This window comes from Herpetosiphon geysericola, from assembly GCF_001306135.1.
GTDB lineage: Bacteria > Chloroflexota > Chloroflexia > Chloroflexales > Herpetosiphonaceae > Herpetosiphon > Herpetosiphon geysericola.
The window spans coordinates 298479-314155 of record NZ_LGKP01000035.1; the positions used below are offsets into that span (position 1 = coordinate 298479).

Here is a 15677-nt window from a genome sequence, read left to right on the forward strand (position 1 = left end):
TGGCTAAAAATTATTCTTCGTAGCTCAATAGTTAAGCGTATCGCTAAATTGCTATGTTCTTTGCTCTCTGTTCTTCGTACCCTTCGCGATCTTCGCGATCTTCGCCGTTAAATTCCTATGCTCTATGCTCTTTGCTCTATGTTCTGGCTTTCATCCCTCATCCTTCATCCTTAAAAAAACACCCCAGCCCTGAGCACATGCCAGAACTGGGGTGATGAGCCAAAACCAAATTAGTACAAATCAGCCAAGACTGAATCGAGGGCTTCTTTGGTTGGGCGAAGTTGGTCTGCTGAGAGGTGGCTCAATGGCTGTTCGTCCATGTGCAACAAATCGTGAATCGTGCGATTGTTGTCTTGCTTCACATAAATCAAGCCAGTGATAAACTCTTGGTTTTCGCGCGCAGCATCCAAGCGTGACAAGGCGGCAACCCGATTGGTTGGGTCGTAATCGGTCTCAAGTTTTTTGAGCACAATTGTCGAGCCGTCGTGCATCTTGACTGGAATTGCTTCGCCTTCTTCGTAATCAACCGTGATTTCTTCTTGGGCGCGGATGAAGGTCATGTCGTGCAGACGTTCTTCGTGTTCCTTGCCGTAAGCGTAGCTCTTGGTTGAATCTTCGTGGTTGTTGAAGGTCACACATGGGCTGATGATGTCGAGAATCGCCAAACCACGGTGGCTCAAGGCAGCCTTGAGCAAGGCTTCAACTTGGCGTGGGTCGCCAGCGAACGAGCGTGCAACAAAGGTTGCGCCACCAATGATCGCTTCTGCACAAAGATCAATTGGCGGGAGTTCGTTCAAGCCAGCATATTTCAGCTTTTGGCCGATATCGGCGGTTGCTGAGAACTGACCTTTGGTCAAGCCATAAACGCCGTTGTTTTCGACGATGTAGACCATTGGCACGTTACGGCGCACCAAGTGCTTGAATTGGCCCATCCCGATTGAGCCAGTATCGCCGTCGCCGCTCACCGCCAAGCCGACTAAGTTGCGGTTGGTGACGATTGCACCAGTAGCAACTGAGGGCATGCGTCCGTGAACGCTATTGAAACCATGTGAGCGACCTAAGAAATAGGCCGGAGTTTTCGATGAACAGCCAATGCCGCTGAATTTGGCGACTTGGTAGGGCTGAACACCTAATTCGAAACAGACCGACACAATCCGTGATGAGATTGAGTCGTGGCCACACCCTGGACACAGCGTCGAAGGTGCGCCTTTGTATTCACCTTGTTCAAACCCAAGCAGGTTAATTTTTGGCTTGGGAGTCGCTTTGGTCGTTGCCATGGCCTATGCTTCCCCTTTTTGTACTGATTCGGTAACCCAGCGGGCGGTTAATGGCAAGCCATCGCAGCTTGCAACAGCAATAATCCGGCCAGCTAATTCTGGGTATTCCATCCGCAACAATTGTGCCATTTGACCGTTGTAGTTGTTATCAACTACATAGATGCGTTCGTACTTGGCCACAAATTCGCCAACTTCTTTGGTGAATGGCAATGCCCGCACCCGTTGGTAGGCGGCGTTGATGTTGGCTTCGCGCAAGCGATCCAAGGCTTCGATAATTGCTGGATCGTTCGAGCCATACGAGAGAATCCCAATCGTGGCGTTTTCTTCGTTGACGGTGATTGGGGTTGGCACGATCGTCCGCGCAGTTTCAAACTTGCGAGCCAAGCGATCCAAGTTGGCGACCCACTCATCTGAGCGTTCGGTATACTTGGCATCTTGGTTGTGGCCTGAACCACGGGTAAAGTAGGCTGCTTTGGGGTGATTGGTGCCAGGCAGGGTGCGATAGGGAATGCCATCGCCATCAACATCGCGATAGCGGCCCCAATCGCCGACGGCGGTCAAGGCATCGGCATCGAGCACCTTGCCCCGATCCATTGGCTCGGTTGGGTATTCGAATGGCTCAGAGATCCATTGGTTCATGCCCAAGTCGAGGTCGCTAAGCACAAACACAATCGTTTGCAAGCGTTCAGCCAAATCGAATGAGCGCCAGCCAAACTCAAAGCATTCTTTGATGCTTGAAGGCAACAAACAAACGTGTTGGGTATCGCCGTGGCTCAAGAAATAGGCTGAGATCAAGTCGGTTTGGCCGGTACGGGTTGGCATCCCAGTGCTTGGCCCCATCCGCATCACATCCCAAACCACACAAGGAACTTCGGTAAAATAGGCCAAGCCGGTAAACTCAGCCATCAACGAAAGCCCAGGGCCTGAGGTTGCGGTCATCGAGCGCGCGCCAGCCCAACCAGCACCGATAATCATGCCGATTGCTGCCAATTCGTCTTCTGCTTGCACCACTGCATAGGTTGGCTTATTGGTTTCTTTGTTGATGCGTAGTTCTGGCAGGTAGTCGTTGAGGGCATCGACCAAGCTGGTTGAAGGCGTAATTGGGTACCAAGCAACGAATGAAACGCCACCGAAGACCGAGCCAAGCGCGCCAGCTGCATTGCCATCGAGCATAATCATACCCTGGGTTTTGTCCATGCGCTCAACCCGGAATGGTGATTGGGTGGTGATGTTGGCAGCAGCCCAAGCCACAGCAGCATTAACCACATTCATATTCGAGGCAATGGCTTTTTGCTTGCCCTTGAAGTGCTTGTTTAATGCACTTTCGATTTCGGCAACTTCAATGCCAAGTAAATGGGCTAAAACCCCAACATAGACCATGTTGGCAATATAATCGCGCAAACTCGCATCGACCCCTGAGTTCTTCACCAATTCCTTGACTGGCATTGGGAAGTAGGTCACGTCGCTGCGTGAAAGCTCTTGGCGCGAATCATCAGGATACAGACAAATCCCACCTGGCTCAAGCGATTGAAGGTCATCGCCAAAGCTGGCTGGATTCATGGCCACCAAAACATCGCGTTTATGACGGCGAGCTTGATAGCCATCCTTGCTCAAGCGAATTGAATACCACGTGGGTAACCCTTTGATGTTTGATGGAAACAGGTTTTTGCCTGTTACCGGAATACCCATGTTGAAACAAGCACGGAGGATGGTATTATTGGCGGTTTGGCTCCCGGAACCATTGGGAGTAGCCACAATAATCGCGAAGTCGTTAATATTCACGTCCTCACGGGCGATTTCAGCGGGCTGTTGCTCCGTCTGATAATCTACGACTGCCATGAACGTATTCTCCTTAATTGGCTTCTTTGCCAGGTTATAGCCTCTAAAGATACTGCGAACCCAATGGTTCGTCAACCAACCAAAGCCGGTCTCTAAACCATAATTGTACGCCGTGATTGCTTTAGCTGCGATGTGTTCTGTCTATTATATCCATAGAGCGCGTCTATGAGAACAGGGGTTTTAGTCAGTTTTTAGGACACTTTTGTATTTTAGCACTAAAAGAAGAACCAGCCGCTCTGTGCCATGAGCGGCTGGCGTGCCAACTGGAGAGGGGAGAGAGGAGCACCGAGATGCGCAGTTGCCGCTACGACCTCGGATCAATGCTGACGCTTTGCCAATGATGCATGTCCAGTGCTTCAGAACTGCGTCATAATAAAAACTGTTTTATCGGATAAATCAGTTTTTATTGCTGAGCGTAGTGTATCTAAGGTTGGATAGTTTGTCAAGTAGCAAATAAAGGCAAAAGTCAGAAGGCAAAAATCAAAATAGCAGCCAGAGGAATTGATAAGGATTAATTGATCCAGGAAGGGCCACGAAGGACACGAAGAACGCGAAGGTATGTTTAGCCACAGCTTGGCACAGATTCGGAGAATTAGGCTTTTAACTTCATCCCTCATCCCTCATCCTTCATAATTTCGTGGCTCTGCGCCTCTGCGGTAAAAGCGAGCCTTTTTAGCCACCAAATACTATTCCGATAGCCTCGTCCCTGCTTCCTGACCCCTAGCCCCTGAATCCTCAATAACTATGCTCTATGCTCTTTGTTCTATGTTCTAAATTTTGGCATAAACTTCTTGCACCGTAAGCATACATTGAATTGAGCGTAATTCCAGCACCGCTTGCGGATCGTTGATTTCGCTTAAAAGCCATTGATTGGCTGCCTGACGACTATAATGCTCAATATGATAGGGATCTTGCGAAACTAAGAGATATTCGCGTAACGATGGAATTTGGCGATAATGCTGAAATTTTCGGCCCCGGTCATAGTGCTCAGTTGAGGGTGAAAGCACTTCAATAATCAGCGTGGGGTTGAGCAAGGTATCTTGATGGCTATCGTCAAACCAGGTTTCGCCACACACAACCGAGACATCAGGATAGGTATACAAGCCTGTAGCCGAGATTTTGATGCGGAGATCGCTGGGGAAAACTGTACAAGAACGTTGCTTTAACTGGCTATGCAATTCAGCAATCAAATTGGCCACAATCAGATTATGGTTGCGGCTCGCGCCAGCCAAGGCATAAACCAGCCCATTCAAAAATTCATGTTTGGTAGGGCTGGTTCGCTCACCAGCCAAATATTCCTCAATTGTCATTGGGCTAATTGATTCGGCACTCATACACTCGCCATCCACTAAATTCAATCGCCCTTGCATCATAGCACATGGCTTTGAGGGTTGGTTGTTGGGAAGCGGAAGGCTTGATCCACGAAGAACACGAAGTTACACGAAGGTTTAAACCGCGAAGGGCGCAAAGAGCACGAAGTAACTGATCGTAGCGATCCTTCGCGCTCTTCGCGGTTAAAAATGTAGTTCCTAATCTCTCCTGCATGCCTCTCGTCTAATATTCTGACTTTTGACTTTTGACTTTTGACCTAGTTTAGTGGCCTTCTTGGCCCAATTTGCGCACAATATCGGTTTGTGAAAGCACGCCGATTGGCCAAACTCGGCCATCGTTGCGCTCCTCAACCACCACCAAACGATGAATTCGGTTGTTGGTTAGCAGCTTGGCGGCGCGGCTCAGATCAACATGGGGCATACAGGTAATCACATCGCGGGTCATAAACTCGCCAACTGGGCTAGCCATCGAGCGCTCATAATCGAGGCCACGACTCCATGCGCCCAGCGCATCGGTTTGCGAAAAGACCCCCGCTAAAGAACCAGGGCCATCAACCACAACCAAGGCTTGAATGCGATTGCTTTGCAGCAGCGTGATCGCCTCACGCAAACTGGTTTCGGTACGACAGGAGATTACGGCTGCGTTCATGGTATCGCCAACGGTTAATTGAGCAGTCATTGCCATGCTCCTTTGCATTTCTGAGGGTTGGCCGAGGTTCGATTGTTGGCTATTATAGCATGACGCACTGCATTATCAAGTAGTTTTTAGCGAATATTCGCTAAATCGAAAAATTCTCATCTTGGCTGATGATAAAAGCAACTTGGACCTTGACTTCGATCTGTTTGCGATGAATCATAGCAAGGCCTAGGCTGTCTTTGCTGATTCCACTGCCGCCACTCCGCATGAAACTAGCCGATTTACGAAATTCGGCATCTTGGGCATACGGATGGTGTTCACTGCCATATTGATCATCAACCCGATGCACGCCTATAATCCGCACGCCAAGGGTTTGGGCCATCGCTTTGGCCTTGGCTTTGGCTAATTCCAGCGCAGCTTGTACCCATGTATTGATCATTGCTGGATCATCGGGAAAGCCCCAACTGACGTTTTCGAGGCTTGCTTGTTTTTGGCTGGTGATAATCCCAAGCAGATCGGGCAGTTGCTCCAAATCGTCGCAGCGAATTAATAGGCTATAGGTGGCGCTGGAACTACGCAACAACACCCCATTATTCACCTCCGCCACCACGCTTTGGAGTTGGATGGCCGTCTTGTCCAAGCCGTAGCTGGTCAAGGCTTCGACCAATTGACGCACTTCTTTGGCTTTTTCCAAGGCGGTATTGTTGCTAATCACCGACGAGCCTTTGATCCGCACGGTTATTTCCGCACGATTAGCGTCAATCAGTTGGCGATAACTGCTGCTCACATTTAAAAGGTTTGGTTCCATAAACAGCTCCTTGATTGATCCACGAAGGATACGAAGGGTTGAAACCGCGAAGAACACGAAGGGTATATTTAGCCACGAATTGCACGAATTGCACGAATAATCATTTTTTAGCCACAGATTACACAGATTAGCTTGATTTTGATGCTCCACCCCAAAAGCCCATAGCCAACAGCCCATAGCCATCGGTTCTTTGCGCCGCTGCGTTAACTATTTTGACTTTTGATTTCTGCCTTTTGACTTTGTACAAGGTTTGTTTTCAGCAAAGCGAGCACACTATTGCTTGGAGGGCGTTGATGATGCCATGCGGCGACGATTCTGCGGTGGGGCTGGGCCTCGACCAAGCGCCGATAAACTACATTTGGATGCGGTTCTGTTTGGGCCAACGATTGCGGCACAAACGCCATGCCCAAACCAGCAGCAACACAGCGTTGGATGGTGGCTAAATTGGTGAACCTGCCAACAATCTGTGGCTCCAAATGTTGTTCGTAGCAAAAGGCATCGACTTGCTGGCTCAAACAATGGTCGTCGTGTAACGCCAGCAGCGGCATGTGATATAAATCATTTAATTGCAAAGCTGAACGTTGCGCGTAGGCGTGGGTAGTGGGCAAAGCAACCAGCAAGGGTTCATGAAATAATGACTCAATTTGCAGCAACGGATGCTCAATCGGCGCGCTAGCAATAATCAAATCTAAGCTGTAGTCGATCAGCTGGATTAATAATTGGCTCGTCGTATGTTCAACTATGGTTAATGTTGTGCGCGGATAATGCTGTTGAAAAGCAGCGCTCCCATGAGGAAAAAAGTGCTGCGCGATAGTTGGGATAATGCCCAGCGCCAAACGACAGACATGTTGCTCAACGCTATCGCTCACATGCTGCTTGATTGAACGCCATTGCGCGAGCAATTGTTGAGCTTGGGGCAGCAAGGCTTGGCCAGCAGTGGTGAGCCGAATCGTGCGACCTAAGCGTTCAAACAGGCTTTGACCAAGCTCATGCTCCAATTTGATAATTTGTTGGCTGAGCGAAGGCTGGCTGACTGCACAACGTTGGGCGGCACGGCTAAAACCACCAGTTTCAGCTACGGCCACAAAATAGAGCAATTGATGAATTTCCATAGTTGTTGCCTATAGAATGTATAGTTAATAAGATCTTGCAACTATAGCTATAATAGCATACAGTATGGGGGCATGCTTGGTTTCGACCAACTACTGCACCTGTTCGTTTGCTCGCTTTGTGCCCACATAGGCGAGCACCCCGTTTTCTCAGATTACCTTAGGAGATTTGTTCGAATGGATGAGCAAGAACAACTGACGACCGCCCATGGTGCGCCGATTGCCGACAATCAAAATTCATTGACGGCTGGTCCCCGTGGCCCACTGTTGATGCAAGATTTTCAACTGTTGGAAAAAATGGCTACCTTCAACCGCGAACGGGTGCCAGAACGGGTCGTCCACGCTAAAGGTTCGGGCGCATTTGGGACGTTTACTGTTACCAATGATGTAACGGCATATTCCAAGGCTGCGATCTTTGGTGAAGTTGGCAAGCAAACTCCAGTCTTGCTGCGCTTCTCGACCGTTGCTGGCGAACATGGCGCTGCTGATGCAGAACGTGATGTGCGCGGTTTTGCGGTCAAGTTCTACACCGACGAAGGCAACTGGGATGTGGTTGGCAACAACACGCCAGTGTTCTTTGTGCGCGACCCAATGAAATTTAGCGATTTTATTCATACCCAAAAGCGCAACCCCAAAACCAATATGCGCTCGCCCCAATCAATGTGGGATTTCTGGTCGCTCTCGCCTGAGAGCTTGCACCAAGTAACCATCTTGTTTAGCGATCGCGGCTTGCCAATTAGCTATCGCTTTGTCCATGGCTTCGGCAGCCATACGTATAGCTTTATCAACGCCCAAAACGAACGCTTTTGGGTCAAATTTCACTTCCGTTGTCAACAAGGCATCAAGAATTGGACAAACGCCGAAGCAGCAGAAGTGGTTGGCGTTGATCGCGAAAGCTCACAACGCGATTTGTTCGAAGCGATCGAACGTGGCGAATTCCCCAGCTGGAAGCTGTGCGTGCAAATTATGCCCGAAGCCGAAGCTGAAACCTACCACATTAACCCATTCGATTTGACCAAAGTTTGGCCACACGCCGATTATCCATTGATCGAAGTTGGCACCTTGGAGTTGAATCGCAACCCAGAAAACTACTTTGCCGAAATCGAGCAAGCCGCTTTTGAGCCATCAAACATCGTGCCCGGCATTGGCTTCTCGCCCGATAAGATGTTGCAAGCGCGGATTATGTCGTATGCAGATGCCCACCGCTATCGGATTGGCGTGAATTATGCTGCGTTGCCAGTCAACAAGCCTCATTCACGAGTCAGCACCTATCATCGCGATGGCCAAATGCGCTTCGACAACAATGGCGGCGGTTCGGTTAACTACGAGCCAAACAGCTTTGGCGGCCCAGTTGAAAACCAACGCTATGCTGAGCCACCACTAAAAATCAGCGGCGATGCCGATCGCTACAACCATCGCGATGGCAACGACGATTACACCCAACCAGGCAATCTGTTCCGCTTGATGAATGCTGATCAGCAACAACAGTTGTTCAACAACATTGCAGCAGCAATGCAAGGTGTGCCAGAATTTATTCAATTGCGCCAAATTGGCCACTTCTTGAAAGCTGACCCAGCCTATGGTCGCGGGGTTGCCGCAGCTTTGGGCCTCGATATCAGCAGCCTCGAAGCATAAGTAGCCTGTGTTGAGTTTTCAACGCAGCGGCGCAGAGGGTTAAAGTTTAGGCTCTTGGCTGAAGTAGCGGCAAATCTACCAAGCCAAGAGCCTTTTGATCCACGAAGGGCTGAAACCGCGAAGAACACGAAGCGCACGAAGGGCTGAAACCGCGAAGAACACGAAAGGCGCGAAGGTTAAGTTTTTAGCCACGAATTCCACGAATTATTTAATTTCATCCCTCATCCTTTATTTGTTCTATGCTCTCTGTTCTATGTTCTTTTTATTCATAACAACACTAGCAAACAAGATACTTACAACTGCCAGCCCGAGCCATGAGCCGAGGGTGATTGCATCTGGCTGAAAGAGCGCTTGACCACGCAATGCTTGCACAGTGACACTAGCAACCAAACCGAGGTAGCCAACCGCAGCACCCCATACCAAAGCCAAGCGTTGTTTGTCGCTAAAACGTTGCTTGGCGGTGTAGAGCAACCAGCCGACCAAGGCCAACACTTGGGCGCCGTGAATCCCAATAAAGTGCGCGATCCGCAAATCGCCATGGTCGCTGCTCCAGCCCATCAGCGCAATTCCAGGCCCGCCATCTGCTGCGCCAACCGTATGTGCACCCATGGCAGCCAACGTCCCGCCAGCTTTGAGCACATCTAGTTGATCAGGGGTTGGGTTAGTCATCAAGAAGCCAAGCCCAAAGCCGATCAGCATCAAGCCCATACCCAACTTGAGGCTGAGCATAAAAGCGCGATCAGCAACTGGTTTTTGGCGCAGGAATACCACAAATCCAACAATATTAATCAAATAGAAGATCATAATCGTTGTACCCATGATACTCCATATGGCTGTATCAATCGGCGTTGCCACATTGAAATGTACGGGCTGGCCGCGTACGGCTTGGATGACCAACAACCCAATTTCAATGGTAAGCACAGCAGCACATGCATCCAGCACAAAGCGCATCAAGCGGGGCCGAATTTTGACATAACTGAACATCCACAGCACTGTGGGGGCATAGAACACAAACGAAATTGCAAATTTTAGGCTTTTCATCCAAACTGGTTGGCCAAGCACCTCGCGTGGGTCAACAATCACCCCTGCCAAAGCCAGCACTACGAAAAAGCAACTTAGGATAAAAAAGATGGTCATGCCTTTGCTAGCAGCCCAAAATTGGCGTAAAATCGCTCCCGCTCCTGGGATAGCCTGCCGAGCCTCTGGGAATTGAGCAGTCGTTGTCATGGCTGTTCCTTTATTTCGCTACAGATTGAACAATTGGGGTGGTTTTTGCTGAACGAACAAGACCGTGGATCGTGCGCACAACCATATAGATCAAAAATCCGACGGGTCCGACCATAAGGACGCTGATGAGGATAAGACTCGTGATTGGAGCAAAAATGTTGCGTTCACGGCTATCTAAATAGATCCACCGCCCAACAAACAGATCAAAGGCCAGAAAATGCAACCAACTGAGGGTTGCCCCAGTTTCATTACCGATTAATTCGATGATGCCAGGCAGTGTGGGGTTGCTCACGCCAGCCCAAACGGTGGCGAAAATTGGCAACAAGACAATCGCATAAATCACGGCTGGGCCAAGAATAATCCATGGCGATTGAATGATGCGCTGCGTCCACTGCCAAAATGGCAGCACAATCATCAAAAACCAAAATGGCATTACGAATAGACTACTGAGTGAAAATAATTGAGCGACCATAGCACCTCCCGCGTATTGAGCTTGCTTAACTATTGGCTAGTTTAGCGGTCACAATATTGCTTGTGATGGCTATTTGGGCCTAGGCCGCTTATGCCGAAAGAACTAGCGTGATTCTCGCTTGATAACGCTAGACGATTCATAGCATGGCTTGGTACTATTGGATGGACATGAATAGTGGTTTTTCAACATGGAAGTGGGTTTCGATCGATCAAGGTTCGCCACCCTTCCGTCCCTCCGCCGGAGGGAAACGCAGGGGGCTTTAATCCCCCTGCATCCCCTAAAGGACGATTGTTGAATGCTAGGCATAGTGCGATAAGCTTAAAATGTGTGGGTTTGCATTCATTGAAAATCCATTCGTTTGCGCGATGAGCGTGGGGTTAGGCTGAAGGAAGCCGGTTGTAATCGGCCTAACTGCTAACAGGATATTAGAAATTAGCGGTTAACGGTTGATTATCTTGACATGCCATGGTGGGCGGCGTATGATCAATTCACGTTCAGAAGTTCGCACTAGAAGGGGTTGTAATGGATTACAAGGATTACTACACGATTCTTGGAGTAACAAAAACTGCAACCGAAGCTGAAATCAAAAAAGCCTATCGGAAATTGGCGCGTCAATATCACCCAGACCTCAATCCCGGCGATTCTGAAGCTGAACGTAAATTCAAAGAAATCAACGAAGCCTATGAGGTAGTGTCGGACAAAGACAAGCGAGAGAAGTACGATCGCTTCGGTGCCGATTGGGGACGCGCCCAAAGTACAGGTTCGGGGTTTAATTGGAATCAATACGCCTCGCAACCAGGTGGTTTTGGTAGCAACTTTGGCGGCGATTTCGCCAACGGTGAGTTCTCCGATTTTTTCGAGATGTTGTTCGGCAATGCCAGCCGCCGCCAAACCAGCGGGGTCTATGGCAATCGCCGACCACAACGCGGCCAAAATGTTGAGCAAGCCATTGATGTTACTTTAGCTGAAGTGCTCAGTGGAACCCAACGCACGATTCAATTACAAGCGCCCGAAATGTGTAGCAGTTGTGGTGGCAGTGGGGCTAGCCGTGGTAGTATTTGCCCAACCTGTGGCGGTACTGGTGTTAGCGGCACAAGCACCCGCACCATCAACGTGCGCATTCCCGCCGGGGTCGATCAAGGGTCGCGCATTCGCGTTGCTGGCGAAGGCAGCCCTGGCATCGATCAAGGCAAACGTGGCGATTTGATGTTGGTGGTCAATCTCGTGCCCGATAGCCGCTTCGAGCGTAAAGGCAACGATTTACATACCGATCTCGCAGTCGATTGGCATACCCTCATCCTTGGTGGCAAAATAAAAGTCCCATTGCCTGATGGGAAGCAATTAACATTGACGGTGCCTGAACAGACCCAAAATGCCAAGGTGTTTCGTTTGCGCGGCCAAGGCGTGCCCAACCTGCGCGACCAAAACACTCGCGGCGATTTGCTGGTCAAAGTTCAGGCAGTGCTACCAACTAGCCTGACTCCCAAACAGCGCGAATTGGTGATGGCTCTACGGGATAGCGAATAATGTCAGAGGGCAAAAATCAAAAGGCAAAAAGTTTTGACTTCTGCCTTTTGACTTTTGATTTTGACAAAGGGTTTTTATATGAAGTTAGAACGATTTACCGAAAAAGCGCAAGAAGCGTTTCAACATGCCCAAGAGTTGATGCACGAACAACATCACTCGCAGCTCGATGTTGAACACATTTTCTTGGCTTTGTTGCGCCAATCAGATGGGATTGCCGGGCGGGTTTTGGGTCGCCTTAGTGTCAATGTTGAATCGGTGATTGCCCGTGTCGAACGCGAGCTTGATAAATCGCCCAAAGTTTATAATTATGGCTATCCGCAGCAAAGCGTCTACGTTACGCCGCGCACTCAACGCTTGGTCAAACGCGCCGAGCAAGAAGCTGAGCGCATGGGCGATCAATATGTCTCAACTGAGCATTTGTTGATTGCAATCGCTGGCGAACGCGAAGGTGCTTCGGCCCGCATTCTTGCGAGCTTTGGCATCGATACTGAGCGCTTGTTGGCAATTCTGATGGAGATTCGTGGCTCGCAACGCGCCGATGATCCAACTGCTGAAAGCCGCTATGAAGTGCTAGAAAAATACAGCACCGATTTGACCGCGCTGGCAGCCCAAGGCTTGCTTGATCCGGTGGTTGGCCGCGATGGCGAAATTACCCGTGTGATTCGGATTTTGAGCCGCCGCAGCAAGAATAACCCTGTGCTGGTGGGCGAAACTGGCGTTGGTAAAACTGCCATCGCTGAAGGCCTCGCCCAACGAATTGCCAATGGCGATGTGCCAGAACTGTTGCGCAATCGCCGCGTCTTGGCGCTCGATTTGGCTGGTATGGTCGCTGGCTCAAAATTCCGTGGCGAGTTTGAAGAACGGCTCAAAGCAGTGATGGATGAAGTGCGCTCGGCTAAAGGCAAAGTGATTGTCTTTATCGATGAATTGCATACCGTGGTTGGCGCTGGCTCGGCTGCTGGCTCAATCGATGCCTCGAATATGCTCAAGCCAGCCTTGGCGCGGGGCGAGATGCAAGCTGTTGGCGCGACGACTACCGATGAATATCGCAAACACATCGAAAAAGATGCAGCCTTAGAACGACGTTTCTCGCCAGTGTATGTTGAAGAGCCAGATGTTGAAACCACCATCGAGATGTTGCGTGGCTTGCGTCGCCGCTACGAAGAACATCACAATTTGACGATTAGCGATGCAGCCTTGAAGGCCGCCGCTAATCTCTCGCACCGCTATATCAACGATCGCTTCTTGCCCGACAAGGCGATCGACTTGATTGACGAAGCCTCGGCCAAGCTGCGGATTGATATTTATTCGATGCCTAAAGAGCTGCGCGACAAGCAACAAGCAATTCGCGATTTGCATCGTGGCGAGGAAGATGCTGGCAATCAGCGCGATTACGAACGCGCCGCGATTCTCAAAGCTGAAGCCTTGGCCTTGGAAAGCGAGTTTCAGCTAGAGCGTCAGCAATGGCTCGAAACGAACCAACTCGACGATGTGGTTGATGAAGAAGACGTTGCAACTATCGTCGCGACCTGGACGGGAATTCCGGTACAGCGTATGCTCGAAACCGAAAAACTCAAGTTGGTCGAGATGGAAGAACGGTTGCATGCGCGGGTTGTTGGTCAACACGAGGCCGTGACTGCGGTTTCCGATGCGATTCGCCGCGCTCGTTCGGGCCTCAAAGATCCCAAGCGCCCAATCGGCTCGTTTATCTTTGTCGGGCCAACTGGGGTTGGTAAAACCGAATTGGCCAAAGCCTTGGCAGCCTTCCTTTTTGATGATGAAGATGCCATGACCCGCGTCGATATGTCGGAATACCAAGAACGGCATACCGTCTCGCGCTTGGTTGGTGCACCTCCAGGCTATGTTGGCTATGATGAAGGCGGCCAATTAACCGAATCAATTCGTCGCCGCCCATATCAAGTCATTTTGTTTGATGAGATTGAAAAAGCCCATGGCGATGTGTTCAACGCCTTGCTGCAAGTGCTTGACGATGGTCGTCTGACCGATGCGCAAGGCCGCACCGTCGATTTCCGCAACACCGTGATCATTATGACCTCGAATGTGGGGACTGATGAGATTCGGGCTGGCTCGATTGGCTTCCGCCGCGAGAACAAAATTGACCTTGGTGAAGTGCGTAAACGGGTTGATGATGCTATGAAACGCACCTTCCGCCCTGAATTCTTAAACCGGATCGATGAGATCATTCTGTTCAAGCCATTGGAAATGGCCGAATTGACGGGAATTATCGATGTCTTGGCTAATGAGGTTGTTGCTCGCTTGAGCGAATTGCAAATTAGCTTGCATTTGACCACAGCCGCCAAGGAATTGTTGGTGCAAGAAGGTTACAACCCAGTGTATGGGGCACGCCCATTGCGCCGCACCTTGCAACGCTTGGTCGAAACGCCGCTTTCACGGGCGTTGCTCAAAGGCGAATTTAGCGCTGGCGATGTGGTCGAGGTCGATGTTGAAAATGGCGTGATTATTTTCAACAAAGGTGAACAATTGCAAATGACCAGCAGCAAACCGGTTGAGCCACTTTCGGCCTAAACCAAACCACCAAACCAGCTTCAGCCAGCGGTTGAGAAGATGTTTCTCAACCGCTGGTGTTTTTTAGGCCAATAAATGAGCAATAATCGCCGCATTGGAATCGCCTGCTGCGGCCAAGGCTTGGGCTGCTTCGGCAGTCTGCCACCAACCCCAAGCAGCATGCTGAAACGTGCCCAAGACATCAAACGGCACATCAAGCGGCAAGCAGGCAGCAATCGATTCGGGATTTTGCATTTGCCAGCGTTGGATGTTCGCCTGTTCAGCAACTGGCTGATAGGCAATACGGGCAAGACACAGTGCAACATCATCAGCAGTGTAATCGCGATTAAACTCCATAGTTAAGATCGAACCAGAATAGGCTGTGAGATATTGCGAATAGCCACAGCCGCTGGCTGAATCTATGGCCAAGGGATGCAAGTCTAGCCACGGATTAAACACCATCGAATTTTCCAAGCCAACAATTCCATCCTCGTCGATCAAGCCCAAGAAAAGCTGAAATTGTTGATACCCAGCACCTAAAATGCTGTCAAGCCCAACCGTGTTGAGTTGCGCGCGCAATTGGACCACTTGGGCCAACATCTGCATCCCATTGCTGTTTGGCTGACCATTGAAGCGCTGAAAATAGCGTTGATAGACTTCGCTCAAGGCGGCAAACGTCGGTTCGCAGTGCAAACGTGGTTGGTCGGGATCGTTACAGAAGTCAAGCCATAGATCGTGGGGTTGGCTTGGATCAAAGACGAGGCTGGCACGGCCATGGCGGGTTGTGAGCGACGGACATGTGCCCAAACTGATCAAGCCATCGCTACGGGCTGGCGTGCGGCTCAAGCGGCGTTGCGAATGCCAGCGAAAACCCCATTGATGCAGAGTTTGGTTGCGGCGCAGTTCGGTGTGCCAGGCTGGCAACTTGTGGCTCATCACAGGCTCCTTGCAGCAAAAAACGACTACCCTTGTAGGATAGTCGCTTGGTGTGTCAGGGAGTGACTTTATGCAGCGGTTTAGCCTTGGCTTGCTTGCTCATCCATCATTTTGCGCAAACTCAAGGGCCGCATATCAGTCCAGACTTCTTTGATATAGTCCAGACATTCGGCTTTGGTGCCGCTTTTGCCTGCATCATTCCAGCCCAATGGGTTTTCGCGATCTGCTGGCCAAATCGAATATTGTTCTTCATGATTGATTACGACTTTGTAAATCGTATGATCTTCTTCGTCATTCCAACCCATGGTCGATGATCCTCCACTTAAGCTGGCTTTGCATAGGATTCAATCCAT

General features: G+C 50.1%; 13 protein-coding genes. 3 read left to right on the forward strand and 10 right to left on the reverse strand.

The window, feature by feature from the left end; genetic code table 11:
• Positions 1 to 230 precede the first annotated feature (230 nt).
• The 6 genes from SE18_RS22075 to SE18_RS22100 all read right to left on the reverse strand — a co-directional run bounded on the left by SE18_RS22075 (position 231) and on the right by SE18_RS22100 (position 7004).
• Complete coding sequence (locus SE18_RS22075; RefSeq protein ID WP_054536638.1) at positions 231 to 1277, reverse strand: 2-oxoacid:ferredoxin oxidoreductase subunit beta; 1047 nt, start codon at positions 1275 to 1277, stop codon at positions 231 to 233.
• 3 nt (positions 1278 to 1280) lie between these two features.
• Positions 1281 to 3116 (reverse strand): 2-oxoacid:acceptor oxidoreductase subunit alpha, encoded by a 1836-nt coding sequence (locus SE18_RS22080; protein WP_083470079.1) that lies wholly within the window; start codon positions 3114 to 3116, stop codon positions 1281 to 1283.
• Between the two features lie 770 nt (positions 3117 to 3886).
• A complete protein-coding gene (locus SE18_RS22085; RefSeq protein ID WP_054536639.1) occupies positions 3887 to 4450 on the reverse strand; it encodes a Uma2 family endonuclease in 564 nt (187 codons plus the stop codon).
• A gap of 259 nt (positions 4451 to 4709) precedes the next feature.
• Positions 4710 to 5126 (reverse strand): CBS domain-containing protein, encoded by a 417-nt coding sequence (locus tag SE18_RS22090; RefSeq protein WP_054536640.1) that lies wholly within the window; start codon positions 5124 to 5126, stop codon positions 4710 to 4712.
• 100 nt (positions 5127 to 5226) lie between these two features.
• The gene (locus SE18_RS22095) at positions 5227 to 5892 is read right to left on the reverse strand and encodes an SIMPL domain-containing protein (protein ID WP_054536641.1); all 666 of its coding nucleotides are present in this window, start codon (positions 5890 to 5892) and stop codon (positions 5227 to 5229) included.
• 203 nt (positions 5893 to 6095) lie between these two features.
• On the reverse strand, positions 6096 to 7004 hold the full coding sequence (locus SE18_RS22100) for a LysR family transcriptional regulator (protein WP_054536642.1): 909 nt from the start codon (positions 7002 to 7004) through the stop codon (positions 6096 to 6098).
• 174 nt (positions 7005 to 7178) lie between these two features.
• Between SE18_RS22100 and SE18_RS22105 the strand changes: the two genes are divergently transcribed.
• Positions 7179 to 8636, forward strand: coding sequence for a catalase (locus SE18_RS22105; RefSeq protein ID WP_054536643.1), 1458 nt, complete (start codon positions 7179 to 7181; stop codon positions 8634 to 8636).
• Positions 8637 to 8873: 237 nt separating this feature from the next.
• Here SE18_RS22105 and SE18_RS22110 read toward each other — a convergent pair whose 3' ends face one another.
• Both SE18_RS22110 and SE18_RS22115 read right to left on the reverse strand, forming a co-directional pair.
• Positions 8874 to 9863 (reverse strand): hypothetical protein, encoded by a 990-nt coding sequence (locus tag SE18_RS22110; RefSeq protein WP_054536644.1) that lies wholly within the window; start codon positions 9861 to 9863, stop codon positions 8874 to 8876.
• 10 nt (positions 9864 to 9873) lie between these two features.
• Positions 9874 to 10335, reverse strand: a complete 462-nt coding sequence (locus tag SE18_RS22115; RefSeq protein ID WP_054536645.1) for an ABA4-like family protein — start codon at positions 10333 to 10335, stop codon at positions 9874 to 9876.
• Between the two features lie 522 nt (positions 10336 to 10857).
• On the opposite strand from SE18_RS22115, the gene SE18_RS22120 reads away from it, so the two are divergent.
• Together SE18_RS22120 and SE18_RS22125 are read left to right on the forward strand one after the other, a co-directional pair.
• A complete protein-coding gene (locus tag SE18_RS22120; protein ID WP_054536646.1) occupies positions 10858 to 11862 on the forward strand; it encodes a DnaJ C-terminal domain-containing protein in 1005 nt (334 codons plus the stop codon).
• Between the two features lie 78 nt (positions 11863 to 11940).
• Complete coding sequence (locus SE18_RS22125; protein ID WP_054536647.1) at positions 11941 to 14409, forward strand: ATP-dependent Clp protease ATP-binding subunit; 2469 nt, start codon at positions 11941 to 11943, stop codon at positions 14407 to 14409.
• A 63-nt stretch (positions 14410 to 14472) separates the two neighbouring features.
• On the opposite strand, the gene SE18_RS22130 is transcribed toward SE18_RS22125, so the two are convergent.
• Complete coding sequence (locus SE18_RS22130) at positions 14473 to 15324, reverse strand: hypothetical protein (RefSeq protein ID WP_054536648.1); 852 nt, start codon at positions 15322 to 15324, stop codon at positions 14473 to 14475.
• Between the two features lie 80 nt (positions 15325 to 15404).
• Positions 15405 to 15629, reverse strand: a complete 225-nt coding sequence (locus SE18_RS22135) for an MbtH family protein (protein ID WP_054536649.1) — start codon at positions 15627 to 15629, stop codon at positions 15405 to 15407.
• Positions 15630 to 15677 lie beyond the last annotated feature (48 nt).